The organism is Pollutimonas sp. M17 (assembly GCF_025836975.1).
GTDB lineage: Bacteria > Pseudomonadota > Gammaproteobacteria > Burkholderiales > Burkholderiaceae_B.
The window spans coordinates 3,692,878-3,713,398 of sequence record NZ_CP107548.1 but is presented as its reverse complement, the minus strand read 5'-3'; the positions used below and the strand labels follow the sequence as shown (position 1 = coordinate 3,713,398).

Annotated in this window: 20 protein-coding genes; 8 read left to right on the top strand and 12 right to left on the bottom strand. The window is 62.7% G+C overall.

The genetic code is table 11. The features are described from left to right. Nucleotides 1–28: 28 nt before the first annotated feature. The gene (locus OEG81_RS17365; protein ID WP_264130521.1) at nucleotides 29–1,177 is read right to left on the bottom strand and encodes an ABC transporter substrate-binding protein; all 1,149 of its coding nucleotides are present in this window, start codon (nucleotides 1,175–1,177) and stop codon (nucleotides 29–31) included. A 220-nt stretch (nucleotides 1,178–1,397) separates the two neighbouring features. Here OEG81_RS17365 and rpoH point away from each other — a divergent pair, with 220 nt between their 5' ends. Further along, a complete protein-coding gene (gene rpoH / locus OEG81_RS17360) occupies nucleotides 1,398–2,282 on the top strand; it encodes an RNA polymerase sigma factor RpoH (RefSeq protein WP_264130520.1) in 885 nt (294 codons plus the stop codon). A gap of 305 nt (nucleotides 2,283–2,587) precedes the next feature. Continuing rightward, on the top strand, nucleotides 2,588–5,245 hold the full coding sequence (locus tag OEG81_RS17355; protein ID WP_264130519.1) for a cation:proton antiporter: 2,658 nt from the start codon (nucleotides 2,588–2,590) through the stop codon (nucleotides 5,243–5,245). Between the two features lie 15 nt (nucleotides 5,246–5,260). On the opposite strand, the gene OEG81_RS17350 is transcribed toward OEG81_RS17355, so the two are convergent. From OEG81_RS17350 to OEG81_RS17330, 5 genes are all read right to left on the bottom strand, one after another. After that, on the bottom strand, nucleotides 5,261–5,863 hold the full coding sequence (locus OEG81_RS17350; protein WP_264130518.1) for an SCO family protein: 603 nt from the start codon (nucleotides 5,861–5,863) through the stop codon (nucleotides 5,261–5,263). A gap of 19 nt (nucleotides 5,864–5,882) precedes the next feature. Further along, nucleotides 5,883–6,773: a heme o synthase gene (gene cyoE, locus OEG81_RS17345; protein ID WP_264130517.1), complete on the bottom strand. Its 891-nt coding sequence runs from the start codon at nucleotides 6,771–6,773 to the stop codon at nucleotides 5,883–5,885. Further along, the gene (locus OEG81_RS17340; RefSeq protein WP_264132646.1) at nucleotides 6,770–7,780 is read right to left on the bottom strand and encodes a COX15/CtaA family protein; all 1,011 of its coding nucleotides are present in this window, start codon (nucleotides 7,778–7,780) and stop codon (nucleotides 6,770–6,772) included. Before OEG81_RS17340 ends, cyoE begins: the two co-directional genes overlap by 4 nt. Nucleotides 7,781–7,787: 7 nt before the next feature. Beyond that, nucleotides 7,788–8,354 carry an SCO family protein gene (locus OEG81_RS17335; protein ID WP_264132645.1) on the bottom strand — a complete coding sequence of 189 codons (567 nt, stop codon included), beginning with the start codon at nucleotides 8,352–8,354 and terminating at the stop codon, nucleotides 7,788–7,790. 89 nt (nucleotides 8,355–8,443) lie between these two features. Continuing rightward, nucleotides 8,444–9,250 (bottom strand): SURF1 family protein, encoded by an 807-nt coding sequence (locus OEG81_RS17330; RefSeq protein WP_264130516.1) that lies wholly within the window; start codon nucleotides 9,248–9,250, stop codon nucleotides 8,444–8,446. Nucleotides 9,251–9,284: 34 nt separating this feature from the next. On the opposite strand from OEG81_RS17330, the gene OEG81_RS17325 reads away from it, so the two are divergent. Beyond that, the gene (locus OEG81_RS17325; RefSeq protein ID WP_264130515.1) at nucleotides 9,285–9,491 is read left to right on the top strand and encodes a twin transmembrane helix small protein; all 207 of its coding nucleotides are present in this window, start codon (nucleotides 9,285–9,287) and stop codon (nucleotides 9,489–9,491) included. A gap of 80 nt (nucleotides 9,492–9,571) precedes the next feature. Here the strand turns inward: OEG81_RS17325 and OEG81_RS17320 are convergent, their stop codons facing one another. From OEG81_RS17320 to coxB, 4 genes are all read right to left on the bottom strand, one after another. Next, the gene (locus OEG81_RS17320) at nucleotides 9,572–10,447 is read right to left on the bottom strand and encodes a cytochrome c oxidase subunit 3 (protein WP_264130514.1); all 876 of its coding nucleotides are present in this window, start codon (nucleotides 10,445–10,447) and stop codon (nucleotides 9,572–9,574) included. A 33-nt stretch (nucleotides 10,448–10,480) separates the two neighbouring features. Next, entirely contained in the window at nucleotides 10,481–10,705 is a 225-nt protein-coding gene (locus OEG81_RS17315) for a DUF2970 domain-containing protein (RefSeq protein ID WP_264130513.1), read from the bottom strand. A 126-nt stretch (nucleotides 10,706–10,831) separates the two neighbouring features. Further along, nucleotides 10,832–12,430 (bottom strand): cytochrome c oxidase subunit I, encoded by a 1,599-nt coding sequence (ctaD, locus tag OEG81_RS17310; protein WP_264130512.1) that lies wholly within the window; start codon nucleotides 12,428–12,430, stop codon nucleotides 10,832–10,834. 86 nt (nucleotides 12,431–12,516) lie between these two features. After that, nucleotides 12,517–13,677, bottom strand: a complete 1,161-nt coding sequence (gene coxB, locus OEG81_RS17305; protein ID WP_264130511.1) for a cytochrome c oxidase subunit II — start codon at nucleotides 13,675–13,677, stop codon at nucleotides 12,517–12,519. A 258-nt stretch (nucleotides 13,678–13,935) separates the two neighbouring features. Here coxB and OEG81_RS17300 point away from each other — a divergent pair, with 258 nt between their 5' ends. Then, nucleotides 13,936–14,769: an NUDIX hydrolase gene (locus OEG81_RS17300; protein ID WP_264130510.1), complete on the top strand. Its 834-nt coding sequence runs from the start codon at nucleotides 13,936–13,938 to the stop codon at nucleotides 14,767–14,769. Between the two features lie 46 nt (nucleotides 14,770–14,815). On the opposite strand, the gene OEG81_RS17295 is transcribed toward OEG81_RS17300, so the two are convergent. Beyond that, entirely contained in the window at nucleotides 14,816–15,064 is a 249-nt protein-coding gene (locus OEG81_RS17295; RefSeq protein ID WP_264130509.1) for a DUF3717 domain-containing protein, read from the bottom strand. Nucleotides 15,065–15,206: 142 nt separating this feature from the next. Between OEG81_RS17295 and OEG81_RS17290 the strand changes: the two genes are divergently transcribed. The 4 genes from OEG81_RS17290 (at nucleotide 15,207) to OEG81_RS17275 (ending at nucleotide 19,856) form a co-directional block, all read left to right on the top strand. Beyond that, a complete protein-coding gene (locus OEG81_RS17290) occupies nucleotides 15,207–15,908 on the top strand; it encodes a PhaM family polyhydroxyalkanoate granule multifunctional regulatory protein (protein ID WP_264130508.1) in 702 nt (233 codons plus the stop codon). Between the two features lie 100 nt (nucleotides 15,909–16,008). After that, the gene (glmU, locus tag OEG81_RS17285; protein WP_264130507.1) at nucleotides 16,009–17,376 is read left to right on the top strand and encodes a bifunctional UDP-N-acetylglucosamine diphosphorylase/glucosamine-1-phosphate N-acetyltransferase GlmU; all 1,368 of its coding nucleotides are present in this window, start codon (nucleotides 16,009–16,011) and stop codon (nucleotides 17,374–17,376) included. 5 nt (nucleotides 17,377–17,381) lie between these two features. After that, a complete protein-coding gene (locus tag OEG81_RS17280) occupies nucleotides 17,382–18,773 on the top strand; it encodes an MFS transporter (RefSeq protein ID WP_412034152.1) in 1,392 nt (463 codons plus the stop codon). Nucleotides 18,774–18,779: 6 nt separating this feature from the next. Beyond that, on the top strand, nucleotides 18,780–19,856 hold the full coding sequence (locus tag OEG81_RS17275) for a glycosyltransferase family 4 protein (protein ID WP_264130505.1): 1,077 nt from the start codon (nucleotides 18,780–18,782) through the stop codon (nucleotides 19,854–19,856). A 13-nt stretch (nucleotides 19,857–19,869) separates the two neighbouring features. Here the strand turns inward: OEG81_RS17275 and OEG81_RS17270 are convergent, their stop codons facing one another. Then, nucleotides 19,870–20,385 carry an Lrp/AsnC family transcriptional regulator gene (locus tag OEG81_RS17270; RefSeq protein ID WP_264130504.1) on the bottom strand — a complete coding sequence of 172 codons (516 nt, stop codon included), beginning with the start codon at nucleotides 20,383–20,385 and terminating at the stop codon, nucleotides 19,870–19,872. Nucleotides 20,386–20,521: the final 136 nt, after the last annotated feature.

The window sequence follows — 20,521 nt, the reverse complement described above, 5'->3', positions numbered from 1 at the left end:
GGCTCCAGGAGGCGCGCCTGTTCAAGGCCTACTTGAGCAGGCGCCATTCTCCATTTTTCACGACCAGCAGTTCCCGACCGCGCTCATCGAAGCCGCTGTGGTCTTCGGGGCTCATGTTGTAGACGCCCTGCGTGGCGACCAGTTCTCGGGTGTTCTCCAGGGCATCGCGCAGTGCGCTGCGGAATTCCCGGGTGCCCGGCTTGGCCGATTTGGCTGCCTGCGGGATGGCTTTTTCCAGCAGCAGGCCGGCGTCGAACACATTGGCGCCGAATGTGGCCGGCCGTTCGCCGTACATTTTGGTGTAGCGTGCGACGTAGTCTTCGGCGATTTTCTTCGATGGATTGCTGTCGGCGATTTCCGGCAGCACCAGCATCAGGCCGGCGGCCAGTATGGTGCCTTCGACGTCTTTGCCCCCCAGCTTCAGGAATGCGGGCAGCGCGGCGCCATGAGTCTGGTAGATCTGGCCTTTATAGCCCTGCTTGGCCAGCGTCGCCTGCGGCAGGACTGCCGCCGTGCCGGTGCCGGCAATCAGGACGGCATCGGGCTTGGCTGACAAAACCTTCAGCGCCTGGCCCGTGACGGAGCTGTCCGAGCGCTGATAGCGCTCGGTCGCGACGATCTTGATGCCGTTGTCCTGGGCCAGGCCGGTGAATACTTTCAGCCAGTTCTCGCCGTAGGCATCATTGAAGCCGATGAAGCCCGCCGTCTTGACGCCCGCCTTCGCCATGTGGCCGACCAGGGCCTTGGCGATGATGTCGTCGTTCTGGGTGGTCTTGAACACCCACTTCTTTTGCGGCGTCATGGGCAGGACGACGGCCGCCGTCCCCACCGGCGCCAGCATGGGCGTGCCCGATTCAGCCACGAACTGGAGGATGCCCATGGCATTGGGCGAGCCGGTCGGGCCGATGAAGGCGTCGACTTTTTCCTCGCTGATCAGCTTCTTGAAGGCGGTGACCGTCTGGGTCGGATCGCTGGCATCGTCCAGCGATATGTATTCCACCGTTAGGTCGCCGATTTTGGTCGGCAGCAGCGGCACTGTGTTTTTCTGAGGTATGCCCACCATGGCCGTGGGCCCGGTGGCCGAGGTGACCACGCCTATTTTGACCTGCGCGGCGGCGGGCAGGACGCCCGCCAGGGCAAACAGGGCGGCTGAACACGCGAATTTCTTCAAAAGCATGGAAACGGTCTCCGTGGCCCCCGGCGCGGGGGCATGAACAAAGGTAGGGCTTGCAATAGTTCCGCAACAGCGATTTTATAGGCTGGGCGGAACAAAATTCGAACTTTCGGCACGAAAAATGCTCTTATTACCTGTACATAGCTGGTTTTTCGCAAGATTAGCACTCGCGGCGCTGGAGTGCTAATATTAGAAATATGCCTTTTATAGGATCGCTTTATCGATGACTCATGCTTCGCAATCCTTGGCGCTGAGCAACAATCAGCTGGCCATGGCTATCTCCAATCCGGGTGCCTTAGGCACGATTGAAGCCTATATAAGCGCTGTGAATCGTCTGCCCATGCTTACTCAAGAGCAGGAAGTGGCGTTGGGCAAGCGTTTGCGCGATGATTCCGATCTGGATGCCGCCCGGCAACTGATTACCTCCCACTTGCGTCTGGTGGTGTCCATCGCCCGCCAGTACCTAGGCTACGGCCTGGCTCACGCCGACCTCATCCAGGAAGGCAATATCGGGCTCATGAAGGCCGTCAAGCGCTTCGATCCCGATCGCGGCGTACGGCTGGTGTCGTTCGCGGTGCACTGGATCAAGGCCGAAATCCATGAATACATCGTCCGCAACTGGCGGCTGGTGAAGGTGGCCACGACCAAGGCGCAGCGCAAGCTGTTCTTCAACCTGCGCCGCATGCGCCCCGATGGCCAGACGATGGATACCGAGCAGGTCAACGAGATTGCGCGCGAGCTCAACGTCCGTCCCGAAGATGTCAGCGAGATGGAAGTCCGCCTGTCGGGCCGCGAAATGGCGCTCGAAACCTCCGGTGACGACGAGGACGGCTATGCGCCGATTGCCTACCTGTCCGACGAGGGGCGGCAGGAGCCTTCGCGCATTCTCGAGCGCCGCTCTTACGATCATCTTCAGGGCGCGGGCCTGTCCGATGCGCTGGAAGGCCTGGATCCCCGTTCGCGGCGCATCGTCCAGGCCCGCTGGCTGCAGGACGAGGGCGGCGCCACGCTGCACGAATTGGCCGCTGAATTCGGTGTCTCGGCCGAGCGCATCCGCCAGATCGAAACCGCCGCATTCAAGAAGTTGCGCATGGCGCTGGCGGACTAGGCATCCGGCCAGGAAATTTTTTATTACACCTTTCCCGGCCCGTGCCCGAACTTAATCGTCCGGCTTGTGACTAATCTGTATGAACGGCGTATCGCCATCGATGCGCGAGCCGCCGATCATCGTCCGCTTCGGCTTCTCCTCTTCCCCTCCCTTTTGAAGCGGATGTTTATGGGACACTCCAAGTGTCCCATTTTTTATGCCTTGCGCCGGCCGGGGTAAAAAAATCCCGGCGCCCCGAAAAAATCCACCGAAAAAAGCGATATTCTTGAGCTTCTAAAGGGCTGGACGGCGAAAGGATTGCGATCATGCAGATAGGACACCTGGTATTTGGACTGGCCGGCCTGCTCGCGCTGGTGTCCTTCATGCCGCCGGTGGCCGGCCGCCTTCGGCTGCCCTATTCCGTCCTCCTGGCCATTGTGGGCTTCGTTCTTGGCTTGATCATACATGTCCATAGCTGGGCGCCGCTGGTCATGTCCGATTTCCTCGATTCGCTCCAGCATTTCGAGGTGTCGTCGGAGACCTTTCTCTTCGTTTTCCTTCCCATACTGCTTTTCGAAACCGCGCTGGCCTTGAATGTGCGGCGGCTGCTGGACGACATCGGCCCCATTCTGATGATGGCTATCGTGGCCGTCATCGTCTGCACGGTCGCGGTGGGTTTTTCGTTGAGCGCCGCGTCGGACTACGGCCTGGTGGTATGCCTGATGCTGGGCGCCATCGTGGCGACCACCGATCCGGTCGCCGTGGTGGGCGTGTTCCGCGAGGTCGGAGCGCCCAAGCGCCTGACCACGCTGGTGGAAGGCGAGTCGCTGTTCAACGACGCGGCGTCCATTGCCTTGTATTCCGTGTTGCTGACGGTCTTGTACGGCGGCGGCCAGTTGTCCACCGGCAAAGTATTCTATGGCTTCGTGCTCAGCTTCCTGGGTGGCGGCGTGGCGGGCTTCCTCATGGGGCGGCTGGCCAGCGGCCTTTTCATCTGGCTGCGCGGCTGGCCCACCGCCGAGATAACCCTGACCGTCGCCCTGGCCTATCTGACCTTCTACATCTCCGAGCACTATCTGGGCGTTTCCGGCGTGGTCGCCACCGTCATCGCCGGGCTGGTGGTGGGTTCGACCGGACGCACCCGCATGTCGCCGGCGACCTTCGAACAGTTGTCCAGCTCCTGGTCGCAGTTCGGCTTCTGGGCCAATTCCCTGATTTTCGTTTTCGCCGCCATGCTGATACCGCGCATGATCGCCGATATCACATGGATGCAGGTGCTGCTGATCCTGCTGGTGTTCGTCGTGACGCTTGCCGCGCGCGGCGTGATGGTATTCGGCGTGCTACCCCTGCTGGGACTGACGCGATTCGGCACCAAGGTCAGCCGTTCCTATAAAGCGGTGATGTGGTGGGGCGGCCTGCGTGGCGCCGTATCGCTGGCCCTGGCCCTGGCCGTGACCGAGCAGCATAACGTTCCCTACGAAGCGCGCCAGTTCATTGCGGTGGCCACCACAGGCTTCGTGCTGATGACTTTGTTCATCAATGGCACCAGCTTGCGCTTCCTGATACGGCGGCTGCGCCTGAACGAGCTCTCGCCCTTCGAGCGCACGCTGCGCAACCAGGCGGTGGTCGTCGCCCTGGACGACCTGCGCGAGAAAACCGACGAATTGGCGAGCAACGAGCATATCGGGGCCGATGTCCGGCATCGTGTGCATGCGGTCTTCGACGCCACGCTGGCCAGCGTGGACGGCGGCGAGCTGGCGCAGCTGTCCCACGACCAGAAAGTGTCCATGGGGCTGGCCATGATGGCGGCCCGCGAAGAGGAAATGTTCTTCGACACCCTGAAAGCGCAAGTCGTCGATTGGCGTGCGGCGGAGTCGCTGCTGGCCCGGGCCGAGCACATGAGCGACGCCGTAAGGTCGGGCGGCGTAAAAGGCTTCGAGGCGGCCATTGCCGCCGACTTGCGCTATTCGCCGGCATTCCGCCTGGCGCTGCGGATGCACTATCTGTTCGGCATGCAAGGCTGGCTGGCCCGCGAGCTGGCCAAGCGGTTCACCAATTTGATGACCAAGCGCTCAGTGGCCCAACGGCTGATGCATTTTGCGGAAAAGGAAATCCAGCCCCTGTTGGGGCCGGAGGCCACCGCCGCCATCATCGACGCGCACAGGCATCGCCTGGTGCTGCTGGAGAACGCCTTGCAGGCGATGAACCTCCAGTACCCCGTCTTTGCACAGTGGCTGCAGGAAGCCTACCTGGGCCGCATGGCGCGCGCACTGGAGCGCCTGCGCTATCGCGACATGCTGTCGCAATTCCTGATTACCGGCGAAATGTATTCCGACCTGGTCAAGCAGATAGACCATCGCTGGAGCCATGTGCAAAAGCATCCCGCGCTGGATATCGCCATGAGCGCCAGCGACCTGATACGCCGGGTGCCTTTTTTTGAGGGCCTCGCTCCCGACGCCCTGCGGGCGATCGCCAAGCTGCTCAAGCCGCGCCTGGCGGTGCCCGATCAGCAGATCCGCATGCAGGTAGGCCGAAGCCGGGCGATGTACATCGTGGCCTCGGGCGCGGTGACCATACACTTGCCGGACCAGACGACGGTTGAACTGGGCACGGGAGAAATCTTCGGTGAAATGGCCATGGTCGCCGGTACGGAGTTTGAGGCCAAGGTGACGTCCCTGGGCTACAGCCGCCTCTTGATGCTGCTGGAAGGCGATTTCGACACCCTGCTCAAGCGCGATCCGGCCTTGCGGGAAAAAATAGATACGGTGGTCAAGCAACGCCGGCGCGCGCTGGAGGTATGGCAGGAATTCCAGTCGGGCGAGCGCCAGCACGAGCCCCTGCCCGAGCTGCGTGGCGAGGCCCCGGCACAGCGGCCTCCGGTCGTTGGGAAGTCCACGGAAGCCGCGGCGGCATCGCCGGCAGCCGCAACGCCTGCCGCGGATCAGGCCGAGCCGGGTGATCCGGCCGCCACCGGCGCCGCTTGAAGCGGCGGGCGACTCTTACAGAAGCTGGCGAATGTCGTCGGCGATGTCCTGGGCAGAGGCATTGCCGCTGACCAGCACCCGCGCCTCGCCTTCGGGGTCGATGATGTAGAAGGACGAGGCGTGATCCATCGAGTACTGGCCGGGCGTCGCGCCCGCCGACTTGGCGTAATAGGCCTTGAACGACTTGGCCGTCGTGCTCAGCTGCTCGGGTGTGCCGGTCAGGCCGACGAAATCGGGATTGAAGGCCTTGACGTAGGCCGACAGGATCTCGGGCGTGTCGCGTTCGGGATCGACGCTGATCATCAATACCTGCACCTTGCCGGCATCGTCGCCCAGGATCTCCATGGTCTGAGCAAGCTCGGCCATGGCGGTGGGACACACGTCGGGGCATTGGGTAAATCCAAAGAACACGACAGCCACCTTGCCCTTGTAGTCGGCCAGCGTGCGCAGCGTGCCGCTGCCGTCCACCATGGCCATGTCCTGGCCAAGCTTGGTGCCGCTGATGTCGGAACCCTTGAAGGCGACTTCTTTCTTGCCGCATGCGGTCATGGAGAGGGCCAGCGCGGCGGCCAGGGGCAGGGTCAGGAGGCTGCGGCGCTTGTTGGAAAACACAGGCATAGGACTTCCGGGATGAGAATCAGGCCAGCCTGACCCAGTGGTCGAGCAGCAGGGCTGCAAAAAGCAGGGCCAGGTACAGAATGGAGAAACGGAACAGCTTGCGCGAGAGTTCGTCGGAGTATTCCTTGTACAAGCGCCAGGAATACATCACGAACATGCCGCTCAGGACAATGGCCGAAGCCAGATAGAACAGGCCGCTCATGCGCACGATAAAGGGCAGCAGGGTGGCCGCGAACAGCACGAAGCTGTACAGCAGGATATGCAGGCGCGTGAACTGCTTGCCGTGCGTGACTGGCAGCATGGGCAGGCCGGCCTTGGCGTAGTCGTTGTTGCGGTACAGGGCCAGGGCCCAGAAATGGGGCGGCGTCCAGATAAAAATGATGAGCACCAGTATCCAGGCTTCGGCCGGCACCGAGTCGGCCACCGTGGCCCAGCCCAGGGCGGGCGGCATGGCGCCCGACAGGCCGCCGATGACGATGTTCTGCGGGGTCAGCGGCTTGAGGATGATGGTGTAGATGATGGCATAGCCTACGAATGTGGCGAAAGTCAGCCACATGGTCAGGGGATTGACCAGGTTGTACAGGACGACCATGCCCAGGCCGCCCAGCCCGCCCGACATCAGGATGACCTGGGTATTGCTGATGGTGCCACGGGCCGTCGCCCTGCGCGCCGTGCGCAGCATGCGGGCGTCGATCTCCTGTTCGATCAGGCAGTTCACGGCGAAGGCCGCCGCGGCAAGCAGCCAGATTCCAACGGTTCCGGCAATGACGAGACCCAGGTCGGGCAGGCCCGGGCTGGCCAGGAACATGCCGATGACCGCGCAGAAAACCGCCAATTGGGTCACGCGGGGCTTGGTCAACACCAAGTACTGCCGGATTAAGGGCTGGGAGGGAACGGGTACGGAAGTCATGCCGGTATTTTAGCCCCATGGGCGCGCGACAGGCGCACCAGTAGAGTAACGCTGGCCAGCACCAGCCCCGCCGCGCCGCCGTTGTGCAGTACGGCGATAAGCAGGGGCCACTGGAAGAAGATGGTGGTAAGCCCGGTCAGCAGCTGGGCCGCCAGCAGGATGAGCACTAGTTTTGCGGGACCGCGCAATCCGGGTTCCGCCAGCATTTTCCATGCGAGTATACCCAGGTAGGCAAATACCAGGAAGGCGAAATTGCGATGCACCCAGTGAATGGCGGTCAGGGCGTTCTGGGAAATCATCTCGCCCGAGGGCAGCATTCCCAGGCCCCGGATCAGCGAGTATCCGCCATGGAAATCCATGTCGGGAACCCAGCGCCCGTGGCACATGGGGAAATCCATGCAGGCCAGCGCCGCGTAATTGGTGCTGACCCATCCGCCCAGCGCCACCTGGGTGAACAGCAGGATCAGGCCGCCGGCCATCCATGCGCGCCAGCGCACCGCCTGGGCGGCGATGGGCGCATGTGTTTTCTCGCGTGCGGCCAGCCAGGTCATGAGGGCCAGCAGCAGCATGCCGCCCAGCAGATGGCTGGTGACCACCACGGGCATCAGCTGATGGGTGACGGTCCAGGCGCCGAAGGCGCCCTGCACGCATACGGCCACCAGCGTGACGACGGCCAAACGCGGCGTGTTGCCCAGTTCGCGGCGATACCGCCAGGCCATGTAGACGATGCCGATGATCATCATGCCCAGTATGGAGCCCACATAGCGATGGATCATTTCGATCCACGCCTTGGAAAAGCTGACGGCGCCGTAGGGCATGGCCTGCAAGGCCTGTTCTATGTGTCCGCTGGCCCCGATGGGGGTGATCTTGCCGTAGCAACCCGGCCAGTCCGGGCAGCCCAGCCCGGAGTCGGTCAGGCGCACGAAGGCGCCGAACATGATCAGGTCCAGGGTCAGGAACCAGGTGGCGAATACCAGCTTCCGGTATCGCGATGTAATGCGTTCCACCATATTCCTAGCCAATGCGCGAATTGCGGATGAGTTTGCTGATGTCGTCGCGCACCGAGATGGGGTCGGCGTCGGCCGGGAACTGCATCATCAGGTTGCCCAGGGGGTCGATGATCCACATGGGGGCCTTCAGCGCCGCCTCGCGCTCGGCGGGGCTCGCCTTGGGCGCGAGGAACGCCGCCAGCTTGTCGGGATCGGCCTGCAGCATGTGCGTGCCCTTGTAGGCTTCAAGCACTTGCTCGGGCACCGGCCCCTTGTCCGTCATGAACCAGACACGGGCCAGGCGTTCCACATTCTTGCCCTGGCTGGCGTGGGAATTGCGCAGAATGAACAGCTTCCTGACGCAGGATTCGGGGCAGGCGCTGGCATCGGCGCTGACCAGCAGCCATTTGCCGTGCAGGCTGGCCAGGTCGAAAGGCTGGCCGTCCCGGGTGGTCAGCGGTAGTTCCTGGGCGCTTGGGATGGGCCGCTGAGGCTGTATCAACGTTCCGTAGTTGGTGCTTTCCTGGGGGCGCAGGCCCAGCGATGGGACGTAATACGCCAACAGGGCGAACACGACGGGCGCCAGGCACATGGCCACGATCAGGTACAAAGGCCATGTGGAGCGTGGCTTGCGGGCGGGTTGCGGTGTTGCGGGGGAGGGGCTGACCACTATGGGGTTCCTTACAAAATAGGGGGCGATTTGCGGCGACGCAGGGCGCGCCAGGCCAGGACGAGCCACGCGATGGCGGCGATGGCGGAAAAGCCGAACCATTGCAGGGCATAGCCGCGGTTCTTGTCCGAATCCAGGGAAGGTTCCGGCCATTCATGCATGAGCTGCGCGCCGTCCGCCGCCTCGCCGGCCGGCGTCGCGGCAACGGTCTGGGCCAGGACGGCGGGCTTGAATTTCAGGCCGGTTGCCGCCGCATAGGCGGCCAGATCCAGATTCTGGACGCGGGGCGTCGCCTGGTTGGGGTCGGGCAGGCGTTCCGGCAGCTGCGTGGCCCTGCCGCCCGCCCATGACCAAAGCTCGAAGAGCCTGGGAACGCGCTCCAGCAATTCGCCCGATACGGTCTGTTCGCCCGCGGCTGCGGGGACCTGGGGCAGGCCCTGCGGAAAAGTAGACGGGCGCGGCAGCCAGCCGCGCAGGACGAGCATGGCCGTGCCGGAAGCTTCGTCGATGACCAGCGGCGTCGCCACCCAGTAACCTGGCCGGCCCCGATAGTTGCGGTTCTCCAGCAGCACGGTCAAGTCATGCCGCCAGCGGCCATGTGCCGTTGCGGGGCGCCAGGGCAGCATTTCCGTTGCGGGCGTGCCGGCGGCTATGGCCAGGGGAGCGCTGGCGCGTCCGGCGTCGATGGCCAGCCTGATGGCGTCACGCTGGGCGGCACGGCCCAACTGCCAATTGCCCAGGGATGCGAACACGAACGCCAGCGCACCCAGGAGAACCAGGGCGGTCAGCGTGTGGAAAATCGTGTGAGGGCGTGCCATGTCTGCAATAATTCAGGTTTTACCGGAGGCCGAAATGCGTATCGTAGTCATCCTAGCGTTCCTGGGCATTTTAGGAAGTTTAGCTTCCGCCCTGGTCTATCTGATGCGCGACAAGGGGGGCACAAACCGCACGGTGAACGCTTTGACCGTGCGCATCGGCTTGTCTATCGTGCTTTTCCTGTTCGTGCTTTTCGCCCACCATATGGGCTGGATACAAAGCACCGGGTTCGTAACCCGCTAGGGCGGAAAAAAAGCCGGCGGGGAGCCGGCCTTTTTTCGCTTGCGTTCATTCCTGCAAGCGGCCGTGTCGGCCGTATTGGCCTAGAACCAGTATACGAACAGGTACAGGCCCAGCCAGACCACGTCGACGAAGTGCCAGTACCAGGCGGCGCCTTCGAAGCCGAAGTGCTGATTGGCGGTGAAGTGGCCCCTGATCAGGCGGAACAGGATGACGGTCAGGAAGACGGAGCCCAGTATGACGTGGAAGCCGTGGAAGCCCGTCAGCATATAGAACAGCGAACCATAGATGCCGGAGTCGAAGCGCAGGTTCAGCTCTTGGTAGGCATGATGGTATTCATAGGCCTGGCAGGCCACGAAGGTGAAGCCCAGGATGACCGTGGCGGCCAGCCAGAAGATGGCCTTGCCGCGATGGCTGGCGCGCAGTGCGTGGTGCGAGATGGTCAGCGTGAGGCCCGACGTCAGCAGCAGGGCGGTGTTGATGGTGGGCAGCCAGAAGGGGCCGACCGTCTTGAACTCGGGCACTACGCCCGCGGGTCCCAGGTTGGGCCAGGTGCCGGCGAAATTGGGCCATAGCAGCGTTTGATGGTCCAGGTTGCTGAGCCAGGGCGTGGTGACCTCGCGGGCATACCACAAGGAACCGAAGAACGCGCCGAAGAACATGACTTCCGAGAAAATGAACCAGGCCATGCTCCAGCGATAGGAGTGGTCGACGCGGGTGCTGTTCATGCCGCTTTCGGATTCGCGGATGGCATCGCCGAACCAGCCGTAGAGCACGACGAAAAGGCTGAGGATGCCGACGATGAAAAGCCAGAATCCGACGCTGTAGCTGTTGATCCACAACGCGGCGCCCAGCAGCGTCAGCAGCAATGAAATGCTGGCGCGTACCGGGTGGACTGAATCGGCGGGCACGTAGTAATAAGGTGCCTCTTTGCCCTGAGCCAAGTGACTTGCACTCATGGTGTTCTCCTGCGAATTATTGAATTAAAAATATTAGGTCAAATAGCCAATGAGCCAGCGGGCGATCAAGACCAGCCCTACAACGAAAACAATGGCGGCAATAATGCCGGCGGCAATCAGGTGCACGGGGTTCAGGCTGCCGATATCCTCAGTGTAGCCCTTGCCCTTGCGGACCCCGAAAAACCCCCAGGCCACCGCTTTCATGGTCTGGAAGAAGTTGAGCTTGCGGCGCGAAAGTTCCTTGATGTCTTCAGTCATGCCGCATCAGCTTCCAAGGGACCCGCCACGCCAGAAGGTCCACGCTATGACGGCTATCACGAGGATGACCAGAGCGATGGCGGTGTTGCGGTTCTTCCGGCGTTGTTCGGGGGTCATGTGCAAACCTTATTTGACGACAGGGGGCGTAACGAAGGTGTGGAACGGAGCGGGCGAGGGCACGGACCATTCCAGGCCGGTGGCGCCTTCCCAGGGCTTGGCGGGGGCGGGCTCGCCGCGGCCGTTCCAGGCCTTGAGGGCCAGGTACAGGAAGATGAGCTGCGACAGGCCGAACCAGAAGGCGCCTATGGTGGCGATTTCGTTGAAGTCGGTGAACTGCGCCGCGTAATCCGCATAACGGCGAGGCATGCCGGCCAGGCCCAGGAAGTGCATGGGGAAGAAGGTGATGTTGAACGAAATCATGCTGGACCAGAAGTGCCACTTGCCCAGTTTTTCGTCGTACATGCGGCCGGTCCATTTAGGCAGCCAGTAATAGGCGCCCGCATACATGCCGAACAGCGAACCGGCCACCATCACGTAGTGGAAGTGGGCGATCACGTAGTAGGTATCGTGCACGGCGATGTCGATGGGGGCGACCGCCAGGATCAGGCCGGTAAAGCCGCCGATGGTGAACACGAAGATGAAGCCGATCGCGAACAGCATGGGTGTTTCAAAGGTCAGGGACCCGCGCCACATCGTGGCGACCCAGTTGAACACCTTCACCCCGGTGGGGATGGAGATCAGCATGGTGGCGTACATGAAGTACAGCTGGCCGGTGACGGGCATGCCGGTGGCGAACATGTGGTGCGCCCAGACCAGGAAGGACAGGATGGCGATGGCGGCGGTCGCGTAGACCATCGAGGCGTAGCCGAACAGGGGCTTGCGCGAGAACGCGGGAACGACGGCCGACACGATGCCGAAGGCCGGCAGGATCATGACGTAGACTTCGGGGTGGCCGAAGAACCAGAACACGTGCTGATACAGGACGGGGTCGCCGCCGGCGGCCGCGTTGAAGAAGGCGGTGCCGAAGTGGCGGTCGGTCAGCAGCATGGTGACGGCGGCGGCCAGCACGGGCATGATGGCCAGCAGCAGGTAGGCGGTGATCAGCCAGGTCCAGCAGAACAGCGGCATTTTCATCAGGGTCATGCCGGGCGCGCGCATGTTGAGCACCGTGACGATGATGTTGATGGCGCCCATGATGGACGATGCGCCCAGGATGTGGACCGCGAAAATGTTGAAGTCCATGCCGGGGCCCATTTGCAGCGACAGCGGGGCGTACATGGTCCAGCCGGCCGCGTTGGCGCCGCCGGGCACGAAGAAGGACACGGTGAACAGAATCGCGCCGATGGGCAGCAGCCAGAAGCTGAAGTTGTTCATGCGGGCGAAGGCCATGTCGGAGGCGCCGATCTGCAGCGGAATCATCCAGTTGGCGAAGCCCACGAAAGCCGGCATGATGGCGCCGAAAATCATGATCAGGCCATGCATGGTGGTGAACTGATTGAACAATTCAGGCTGGAAGAATTGCAGGCCCGGCGAGAACAGTTCGGTTCGCAGCAACAGGGCCAGCACGCCGCCTTCGAGCAGCATGCAGAACGAAAAGATCAGGTACATCGTACCGATATCTTTATGGTTGGTGGCAAATAGCCAGCGACGCCAGCCCTGCGGCTTGTGGTCGTGGTCGTCGTGACCGTGGCTGGCCGGGACGTGATCGGCAGTAACACTGCTCATGGTGGACTCCTTCCTACTCAACCGGGCCGTCGCTGCGCGGCGACCCGGTAAAAAACATTCAAATTCGTTTTACACGTGCCGTTGGCTTAGCGCAAGGCTTTGACATTGGCAGGTTGAACAATCGGGTCTTGACCTTTTCCGGCATTGCTCCAGGCATTCCGGGTGTAGGTGATAACGGAGGCGATTTCAACGTCGTTCAGCTGGTCGCGGAAAGCCGCCATGGCGGTACCGGGATGACCGTTAAGCACGGTGAGAATCTGGTCTTTCATGGGACCCATGACGTATTTGTCGCTGCCGTCGAGAGCAGGGAAGGTACCGGGAAGGCCCTTGCCGTTTGCCTGATGGCAAGCCACGCAGTTGGCGGCGTAGACCTTTTCGCCGCGGGCGAAGAGTTCATCTTTGGTCCACTCTTTATTAGGATCGTCGGCGGCGGAAGCCAGGGCTTTCTTTTCGCCGGCGGCCCACTTTTCGTAGTCTTCCTGGGAAACCACGTCGACCACGATGGGCATGAAGGCGTGATCCTTGCCGCAAAGCTCGGCGCACTGGCCACGGTAGGTGCCGATTTTTTCGGCACGGAACCAGGTGTCGCGCAGGAAGCCCGGCATGGCGTCTTGCTTGACGCCGAATTCAGGAATCATCCACGAGTGAATAACGTCGTTTGCAGTCAGGACGATGCGCACCTTCTTGTTGACGGGCACGACCAGCGGCTTGTCGACTTCCATGAGGTACAGGTCGGTACGAGGCGCGGTGCCCACGATCTGTTCACGGGGAGTGGCCAGATTGGACAGGAACTTCACGCCCTGCGCCGGGCCGTCGAGATATTCGTAGCCCCATTTCCATTGGTAGCCCGTGACCTTGACGGTCAGGTCGGAGCTGGATGTGTCCTTCATGGCGACCACGGTGCGCGTTGCGGGCAACGCCATGCCGATCACGATCAGGAAGGGGATGATGGTCCAGGCGACTTCAATGCCGACATGCTCATGGAACTTGGCGGGGACGGCGCCGCGCGACTTTCGGTGCATGAAGATGGAGTAGAACATTACCCCGAATACGCCGACGAAAATGATCGCACAGATGATCAGCATCATCCAGTGTATCCACATGATGTCCTGCGCGATTTGCGTAACCCCTTCGTGGAGATTGAGCTGATTGACTCTGGGGCCTCCCGGCATATCCTTGACCTGTGCACCGGCAGCGCCCGCCAATAGCAATGCGCCAGTGCCCAGTAACCCTCTCAACTTCTTCATGCTGACCTCGAAATACGACGCGCCCCTGACGAACGTTGATTCTGGTCAAACATCTTGATCGAAAAAACGCCGGATGAGCACACAATTATTGGACGGCAGGCTTAAAATAACAAAGCCGTTGACTACCTGCTCGAATTTACTTAAAGACCGCAGAATTATAGCGAACTAGAGCGTCCGTGGGTTGACTCGCTGTTCGCCTTGTGTTCGCGCGCCCTGAAAACACCGCATATCCGGGCCGGCTTACACTACAATAATTGCATGAACGATGCACACGCCCGCGCGCTGGCGCCAGTACTGGACACGCGTTATAAACAGCTTGCCAAACGAATCCAGCAATTGCCCCCGGGCGGTTCGCGGCCTTTGACGGTCGCAGGGAAGGTCGCAGGCTGGATCACCGCGAAGGCCACCAGTCACTTGTGCGATGTGCCCGGCGTGCACATTGAACCCGAAGCCGTTCATGTCACGGCGGTTCCCAGGCAGCGCCTGCCGCTGAACGGCGTGCTTGCGCAACTGGCGGCATCGCTGAAGGATACCGGATGTCTGCGCGGCTGGCGCAACGAATTGCTGGACGTGTTCGGCGAAGGGCGCCGCCTGGGCGTGATCGAGCGCGCGGCGGTCCGGCCATTGGGGCTGCTGACGAAAGCGGTCCACTTGAACGCATGGTCGCCCGACGGCAGGTTGTGGATAGCGCGCAGGGCCTCCAATAAATCGACCGATCCCGGCATGTGGGACACGCTGGTCGGCGGCCTGGCGTGCGCCGGCGAAAACCTGGATAGTTCGCTGTTGCGGGAAAGCAACGAGGAAGCCGGCCTGGTGGCGGCCGACGTTGAAAGTCGTTCGCCCCTGCGGATCATCCTGCGCATGCACAGGCGGCTGCCGGAAGGCTATCAGGTCGAAGACGTGCTGGTCAGCGATTGCACACTGGCCGAATCCGTCGCCCCCCGAAACCTGGATGGCGAGGTCAGCGAGATCCGCCTGGTGTCGGTCGACGATCTGTGGTCCATGGTCCAGGCCGACGCATTCACCCGCGAGGCGGAACTGGTCATCCTGGAAGGCTTGCAGAAAAGAATCCGCGAAGGGCTGATTCTGTAGGCGGAGCGCGCTTCACGAGGCTGGCCATCAGCCGTTCACCCTTGATTCAACCTGCATCCGGCGCTCCGTTCGAGCCCGGCAGGGTTGCCCGCCAGCCCTGCAAGGCCTTTTGCGCCGTGTCGCTCAGGACATCCAGGGCGATTTCGCGTTTTCTTTCCATGATCATCAGGGCATAGGGTTCGGCCAGCGCCGAGGCTTGCGGGCAAAGCGCCAGCTCTTCGCCCATCGAGGGCGACTTCGACCGCCAGTAGTTGATCGCGGCTTCCAGGTCGGCAAGGGTATACCGTGTTTTCATGAGCGCCAGGTAAGCGTAGGTAAGACATAGCGGAGGCGCAGCCAGCCATTAGACGGCTGCACGGCTTCAGTTTAAGCTATCGGTACGCAGCGCGGCGGTCTTTCGTCCGCCACGTTCCCGCAACCACTGCGCAGGAGCCGCCATGACCACTCAAAATCATAATCCCTTTGTTTTGCCGGGGTTCGGGCAAAGCGGCGACATGGCAGGCAATCCGCTGATGGCCAGCATGGAAATGATGCGCCAGGCCTGGCAAGGGCTGGCCGGCTCGGCGGGAATGGACCAGGCCGCCATGGCCGCGCCAATCTCGCTGGAAGACCTGGACCGGCGCATCGCCGACCTGCGCGCGGTCGAGAACTGGCTGCGCATGAATCTGTCCATGCTGTCCAGCACGATCCAGGGTCTGGAAGTGCAGCGGGCCACGATCTCCACGCTCAAGTCCTTCATGGGGGGAATGGCCGGCAGCCCGCCGGCGGGCGGACCCTCGCCGCTGGAGCAGGTGCTGGGCATCAAGCCCGCGGCAGCAGGCAAGGATCAGACTGACCCGGGCGCCGGCGACGCGTATGCCGCCCAGGCCGCGGCCGCCGCGCAAGGGTGGTGGGATATGCTGCAAAAGCAATTCGATTCCCTGGCCGCCGCCACCAGCGCCACCTTGCAAGGCGCGGAAGCGGCCGCCGAGGCGGCCCGGCAATCCACCGCCGGCGCATCGTCCGATACGACACTGGGAAAAGCCGCCGGCAAGGCTCGTAAAACCGCGGGGAAAAGCGCCGCCGCGCCGGCCAAGACCGTCCGGAAAGCGGCCGCTCGGCCACGCAGCCGCGCCTCGTCCCCTCGCAAGGAGCGATAGCGGCACGGCATGTGCAGCCAACGCGTTTCGGCGGGCCGGCCTGTGTATCATTTCGGCTTTCCGGGTATTCTGACCCTTTCACGCATAGATCAAGCCTTTCATGTTGAACATCGTTATTCTGGCTGCCGGCCTCGGCAAGCGCATGCAATCCAACCTGCCCAAAGTGCTGCACCCGCTTGCGGGCAAGCCCATGCTGTCCCACGTGCTGGACAATGCCCGCAAGCTCGGGCCTGATCGCATCGTGGTGGTCGTGGGGCATGGCGCCGATCAGGTCAAGCAAGCCTTTGCCGGCCAGGGCGACATACAGTTCGCCTTGCAAAGCCCGCAACAGGGCACAGGGCACGCGGTCCAGCAGGCGGTTCCACTGCTGCTCGATGGCGCCGGCAGCGCTACGCTGGTCCTGTATGGCGACGTGCCGCTGGTGCAGGCCGAGACCCTGCAGGGCCTGCTCGACGCCCGCGCCGGCGGCACGGCCGTGCTGACCGAGAACCTGAGCGATCCGACCGGCTATGGCCGAATTGTGCGCGATGGCACAGGCCAGGTGCTGCGCATCGTCGAACACAAGGATGCAAGCGAGGACGAGCGTGCCATCAAGGAAGTGAACACGGGGATTCTTGCGGCGCCCACCGGACAGCTCATCGATTGGCTGTCGCGCATCGACAATGAAAACGCCCAGGGCGAGTACTACCTGACCGACATCATCGGCCTGTCGGTTGGCGACGGCCTGCCCGTGCATGCCGCGCAACCGTCGGCCTCATGGGAGACCCTGGGGGTGAACAGCCGCATCCAGCAGGCGCAGCTGGAGCGCGACTGGCAGGCCGAACAGGCCCGCCGGCTGCTGGAGCAAGGCGTGACCCTGGCCGATCCCGCCCGGTTCGACCTGCGCGGCGAACTCATTTGCGGCCGCGACGTCTTCATCGATGTGGGCTGCGTGTTCGAGGGGCGCGTCGAGCTGGCCGACGGCGTGCGCATCGGTCCGCATTGCGTCATCAAGGATGCGGTGATCGGCCAGGGCTCCCATGTCGATGCATTCAGCCATGTGCAGCAGGCGCAGGTGGCCGACGAGGCACGCATCGGGCCTTATGCGCGCTTGCGGCCGGGCGCCGATATCGGGCCGCAAGCCCATGTGGGCAACTTCGTCGAAATCAAGAAAAGCAGGCTGGGCCGCGGCTCCAAGGCCAACCATCTTGCCTATATCGGCGACGCCCAGGTGGGCGAGCGCGTGAATATCGGCGCGGGCACCATCACCTGCAATTACGATGGCGTCAACAAATTCCAGACCATCATCGAGGACGACGCCTTCATCGGGTCCGACAGCCAGCTGGTGGCGCCGGTCCGCGTGGGGCGCGGCGCCACGCTGGGCGCCGGGACGACGCTGACCAAGGATGCGCCGGCCGACAAGCTGACCTTGTCCCGTCCGGGGCAGAAAACCGTGGAATCCTGGAAGCGCCCCAGCAAGAAAGCCTGAACGTGATCGAAACAGCAAGGTCCGCAAGCCCGCCAACGCAGCCTGCCGACGGCCTGGAAACGCCCAGGCGGCATTGGGCCGTCCTGACCCTGATTCTGGCGCTGATCGTCACTGTCTTCGATTCCACCATGGCCAACGTGGCCTTGCCGGCCATCGCCCACGACTTGTCCATCGACCCGGCCGACGTGGTGTGGGTCGTCATTGCCTACAACCTGGTCGTCGTGGTTTCCCTGCTGCCCTTGTCGGCGGTGGCCGAGCGCATCGGTTTCCGGCGCATGTTCGCCGCCGGCATGACGCTGTTCATGGTGTCGTCGCTGGCGTCGGCCGCATCGGGCTCCCTGCTTGGCCTGCTGTTGGCCCGCATGGCGCAGGGACTGGGCTCGGCCATGCTGATGTGCCTGTTCGGCGGGCTGGTGCGCAACATCTACCCCCTTAGCAAGCTGGGCATGGGCATAAGCCTCAACGCCATGGTCGTGGGAATGACAGCGGTACTGGGCCCCACCATCGGCGCCTTCATATTGCAGGTGGCCTCATGGCATTGGATTTTCCTGGTCAATGTGCCGATATGCGCCGCCACGTATTTCGGGGTTCGCTTCCTGCCCGATATTCCGCGCAACCGCGGCCGTTTCGATTGGCTGGCCTGCTTGCTGAGCGTCCCGGTTTTCGGCTTGTCCATCGTGGGCCTGGATGCCGTGGTCAAGGATCCGGTGCGTGCGGTCCTGTGCCTGCTGGCAGCCGGGCTGGCGGGCTGGGTGCTGGTGCGCCGCTCGCGCGACCAGGCCGCGCCCATCGTCCCCATCGATTTATTGCGCATCACGCCCATTGCCTACGCGGTGGGCGCCTCGGCATTTTCATTTGCCGCGCAGATGGCCGCTTTTGTATCGATTCCGTTCTACTTCAGGACAGTCATGGGCTATTCCTATGGCGATGTGGGCGTCTTGCTGGGCGCCTGGTCGGTGGGCGTCGCCGCCATGGCGCCCGTGGCGGGCTACCTGTCCGGCCGCCATCCGGTTGCGGTGCTTTGCGGCCTGGGTGCGGCCTGCATGGCCCTGGGCCTGCTGATCCTGCTGCTTCTGCCCGTCGATACGGCCTTTGTCTGGCCTGCGGCGGGCATGCTGCTGGGCGGCGTGGGCTTCGGCTTTTTCCAGTCGCCGAACAACAGGGCCCTGCTGGCCGGGGCCCCGCGGCATCGCAGCGGAGCCGCGGGCGGCATGCAGGCCACGACGCGGGTATTCGGCCAAAGCTTCGGTACGGCGCTGGTCGCCATATCCTTCAATCTCAGCCCGGCCCACGGGGCCGCGATAGGTGTGGTTGCAGGCATCTCGTGTGCGCTGATTGCCATGGGCATCAATGTAGTGCGGCACTTTTTCAGTCCCGCCGCCGACCTGGAACTATAGGCCTGCATGGATATCCTGCAACTGAACTTCGAGCGCGGATGGCGCGGCGGCGAGCGACAGACTTTGCTGTCCATGCAGCAATTCCGCGCAGCGGGGCATACGGTGTCGCTGCTGGCGCGCGCCGGAAGCGAATTGGCGGCGTGCGCCAGGCGGGATGGCTTTACGGTGCATGAGCATGCGACGGTCGCGGGGGTGTGTGGATTCCTGATGCGCAAAGGGCGCCGCTACGACATTCTGCATGCGCAAACCGCCAACATGATGACCTGGCTGGCCTTGTTTCGGCGCTGGCTGGGCGGCGCGCGCGTGGTCTTTACGCGGCGCACGGCGTTTCCCGTGTCGGCGGGCAAGGAATCCAGGACGGCATGGAAATGGCGGCGCGCGGATGCGCTGGTCGCCATCAGCCAGGCGGCGGCGCGGGAACCGCGCCGTCTGGGCCTGACGGTATCCATCATTCCCAGCGCCATTGAAGCCAGGCCGGTCGATCAGGCTCATGTGAATGCCTTCGCGCAGGAGTTCAAGCTATCGGGCAAGCGGGTGCTGGCCACGGCTGCCGCGCTGACTTCGGAAAAAGATCCTTGCACCTTGCTGCGCGCCGTCCATGCCTTGCGCCAGCGACGCGATGATTTTGTGTTCCTGCACCTGGGCGCGGGGGGCGATGCCCAGGCGCCCGCGCACGCACTGCTGCGGGAACTGGGGCTGGAACAGCATTACGTCTTTGCGGGCTTCCAGTCCGGCATCGAAGACCTGTACCGCCTGATGGATGTGTTCGTACTGAGCTCACGCCATGAGGCGCTGGGAACCAGTGTGCTGGACGCCTTTCTTTATTCCGTGCCCGTGGTGGCGACCGAGGTGGGGGGCTTGAAGGAAAGCCTGGCCGAAGGCCGGGGCCTGCTGTGCCCCGCCGGCGATCACGAGGCCCTGGCGCAGGCCATGGACCGGGTGCTTGCCGATCCCGGCCTGCGGGCGGCCATGGTGGAAAAGGCGCGCGAATATGTGCTGCGCGAGCACGATGCCCGCGGCATGGCCGTGCGCTACCTGGCCGAGTACCAGCGGATATTGGACGGCGGCGACACAAGCGATTAGTTCAGGCTTGCGATCAAGAGGCCGGCGGTTTGGCCGGCCCGGGCTTTGCCGGCAAGGCGATGCGGGTGTCGAACTTGCTGCGATGGACGGAGAAGAAGCTGCGCACATTGCGCACATTGGCCTGCGAGGTGAATACGCGGTGTGCCATGGCGTGGTAGGCCGGCATATCGGCCACCTGGGCCACGATAATGAAGTCCGGCCCGGGCGATACGCGATAGCATTGCAGTACGGCGGGCTCATCGGCCATATGCGCCTCGAAGGCATCCAGATGCTCCGCGGCCTGCACGTCAAGGGTGATCTCGATGATGGCGGTCAAGGTGCTGCCGACCTTGGCCGGATTCACAATGGCGACCTGCTTCTCGATAACGCCTTCATCCACCAGGCGCCGCACGCGGCGCAGACAGGTGGGGGCGGATGCGTGCACCCGTTGGGCCAGGTCCTGGTTGGTCAGCGAGCTGTCGGCCTGCATCTGCCCCAAAATACGCAGGTCCAGTTCGTCCAGGTCAATTGGATCAGCTGAGATTGTCATTTATTTCATAAAAATTTAGTTAATGAAATATAGTAGCGCCATAGTTTGACACAGAAATAAAATACCATATTAATACAAAATAAGAAATCAAATTTCCCTGTAACTTGCCCACAATAGCCTATCTCTTAAATTTGCA

Coding starts and splice junctions, on each gene's coding strand:
- glmU (WP_264130507.1), top strand. CDS start 16,009: ATGTTGAACATCGTTATTCTGGCTGCCGGCCTCGGCAAGCGCATGCAA.
- OEG81_RS17295 (WP_264130509.1), bottom strand. CDS start 15,064: ATGAAAACACGGTATACCCTTGCCGACCTGGAAGCCGCGATCAACTAC.
- OEG81_RS17325 (WP_264130515.1), top strand. CDS start 9,285: ATGCGTATCGTAGTCATCCTAGCGTTCCTGGGCATTTTAGGAAGTTTA.
- OEG81_RS17330 (WP_264130516.1), bottom strand. CDS start 9,250: ATGGCACGCCCTCACACGATTTTCCACACGCTGACCGCCCTGGTTCTC.
- rpoH (WP_264130520.1), top strand. CDS start 1,398: ATGACTCATGCTTCGCAATCCTTGGCGCTGAGCAACAATCAGCTGGCC.
- OEG81_RS17320 (WP_264130514.1), bottom strand. CDS start 10,447: ATGAGTGCAAGTCACTTGGCTCAGGGCAAAGAGGCACCTTATTACTAC.
- coxB (WP_264130511.1), bottom strand. CDS start 13,677: ATGAAGAAGTTGAGAGGGTTACTGGGCACTGGCGCATTGCTATTGGCG.
- ctaD (WP_264130512.1), bottom strand. CDS start 12,430: ATGAGCAGTGTTACTGCCGATCACGTCCCGGCCAGCCACGGTCACGAC.
- OEG81_RS17275 (WP_264130505.1), top strand. CDS start 18,780: ATGGATATCCTGCAACTGAACTTCGAGCGCGGATGGCGCGGCGGCGAG.
- OEG81_RS17355 (WP_264130519.1), top strand. CDS start 2,588: ATGCAGATAGGACACCTGGTATTTGGACTGGCCGGCCTGCTCGCGCTG.
- cyoE (WP_264130517.1), bottom strand. CDS start 6,773: ATGACTTCCGTACCCGTTCCCTCCCAGCCCTTAATCCGGCAGTACTTG.
- OEG81_RS17290 (WP_264130508.1), top strand. CDS start 15,207: ATGACCACTCAAAATCATAATCCCTTTGTTTTGCCGGGGTTCGGGCAA.
- OEG81_RS17300 (WP_264130510.1), top strand. CDS start 13,936: ATGAACGATGCACACGCCCGCGCGCTGGCGCCAGTACTGGACACGCGT.
- OEG81_RS17270 (WP_264130504.1), bottom strand. CDS start 20,385: ATGACAATCTCAGCTGATCCAATTGACCTGGACGAACTGGACCTGCGT.
- OEG81_RS17350 (WP_264130518.1), bottom strand. CDS start 5,863: ATGCCTGTGTTTTCCAACAAGCGCCGCAGCCTCCTGACCCTGCCCCTG.
- OEG81_RS17315 (WP_264130513.1), bottom strand. CDS start 10,705: ATGACTGAAGACATCAAGGAACTTTCGCGCCGCAAGCTCAACTTCTTC.
- OEG81_RS17335 (WP_264132645.1), bottom strand. CDS start 8,354: ATGTGCCTGGCGCCCGTCGTGTTCGCCCTGTTGGCGTATTACGTCCCA.
- OEG81_RS17365 (WP_264130521.1), bottom strand. CDS start 1,177: ATGCTTTTGAAGAAATTCGCGTGTTCAGCCGCCCTGTTTGCCCTGGCG.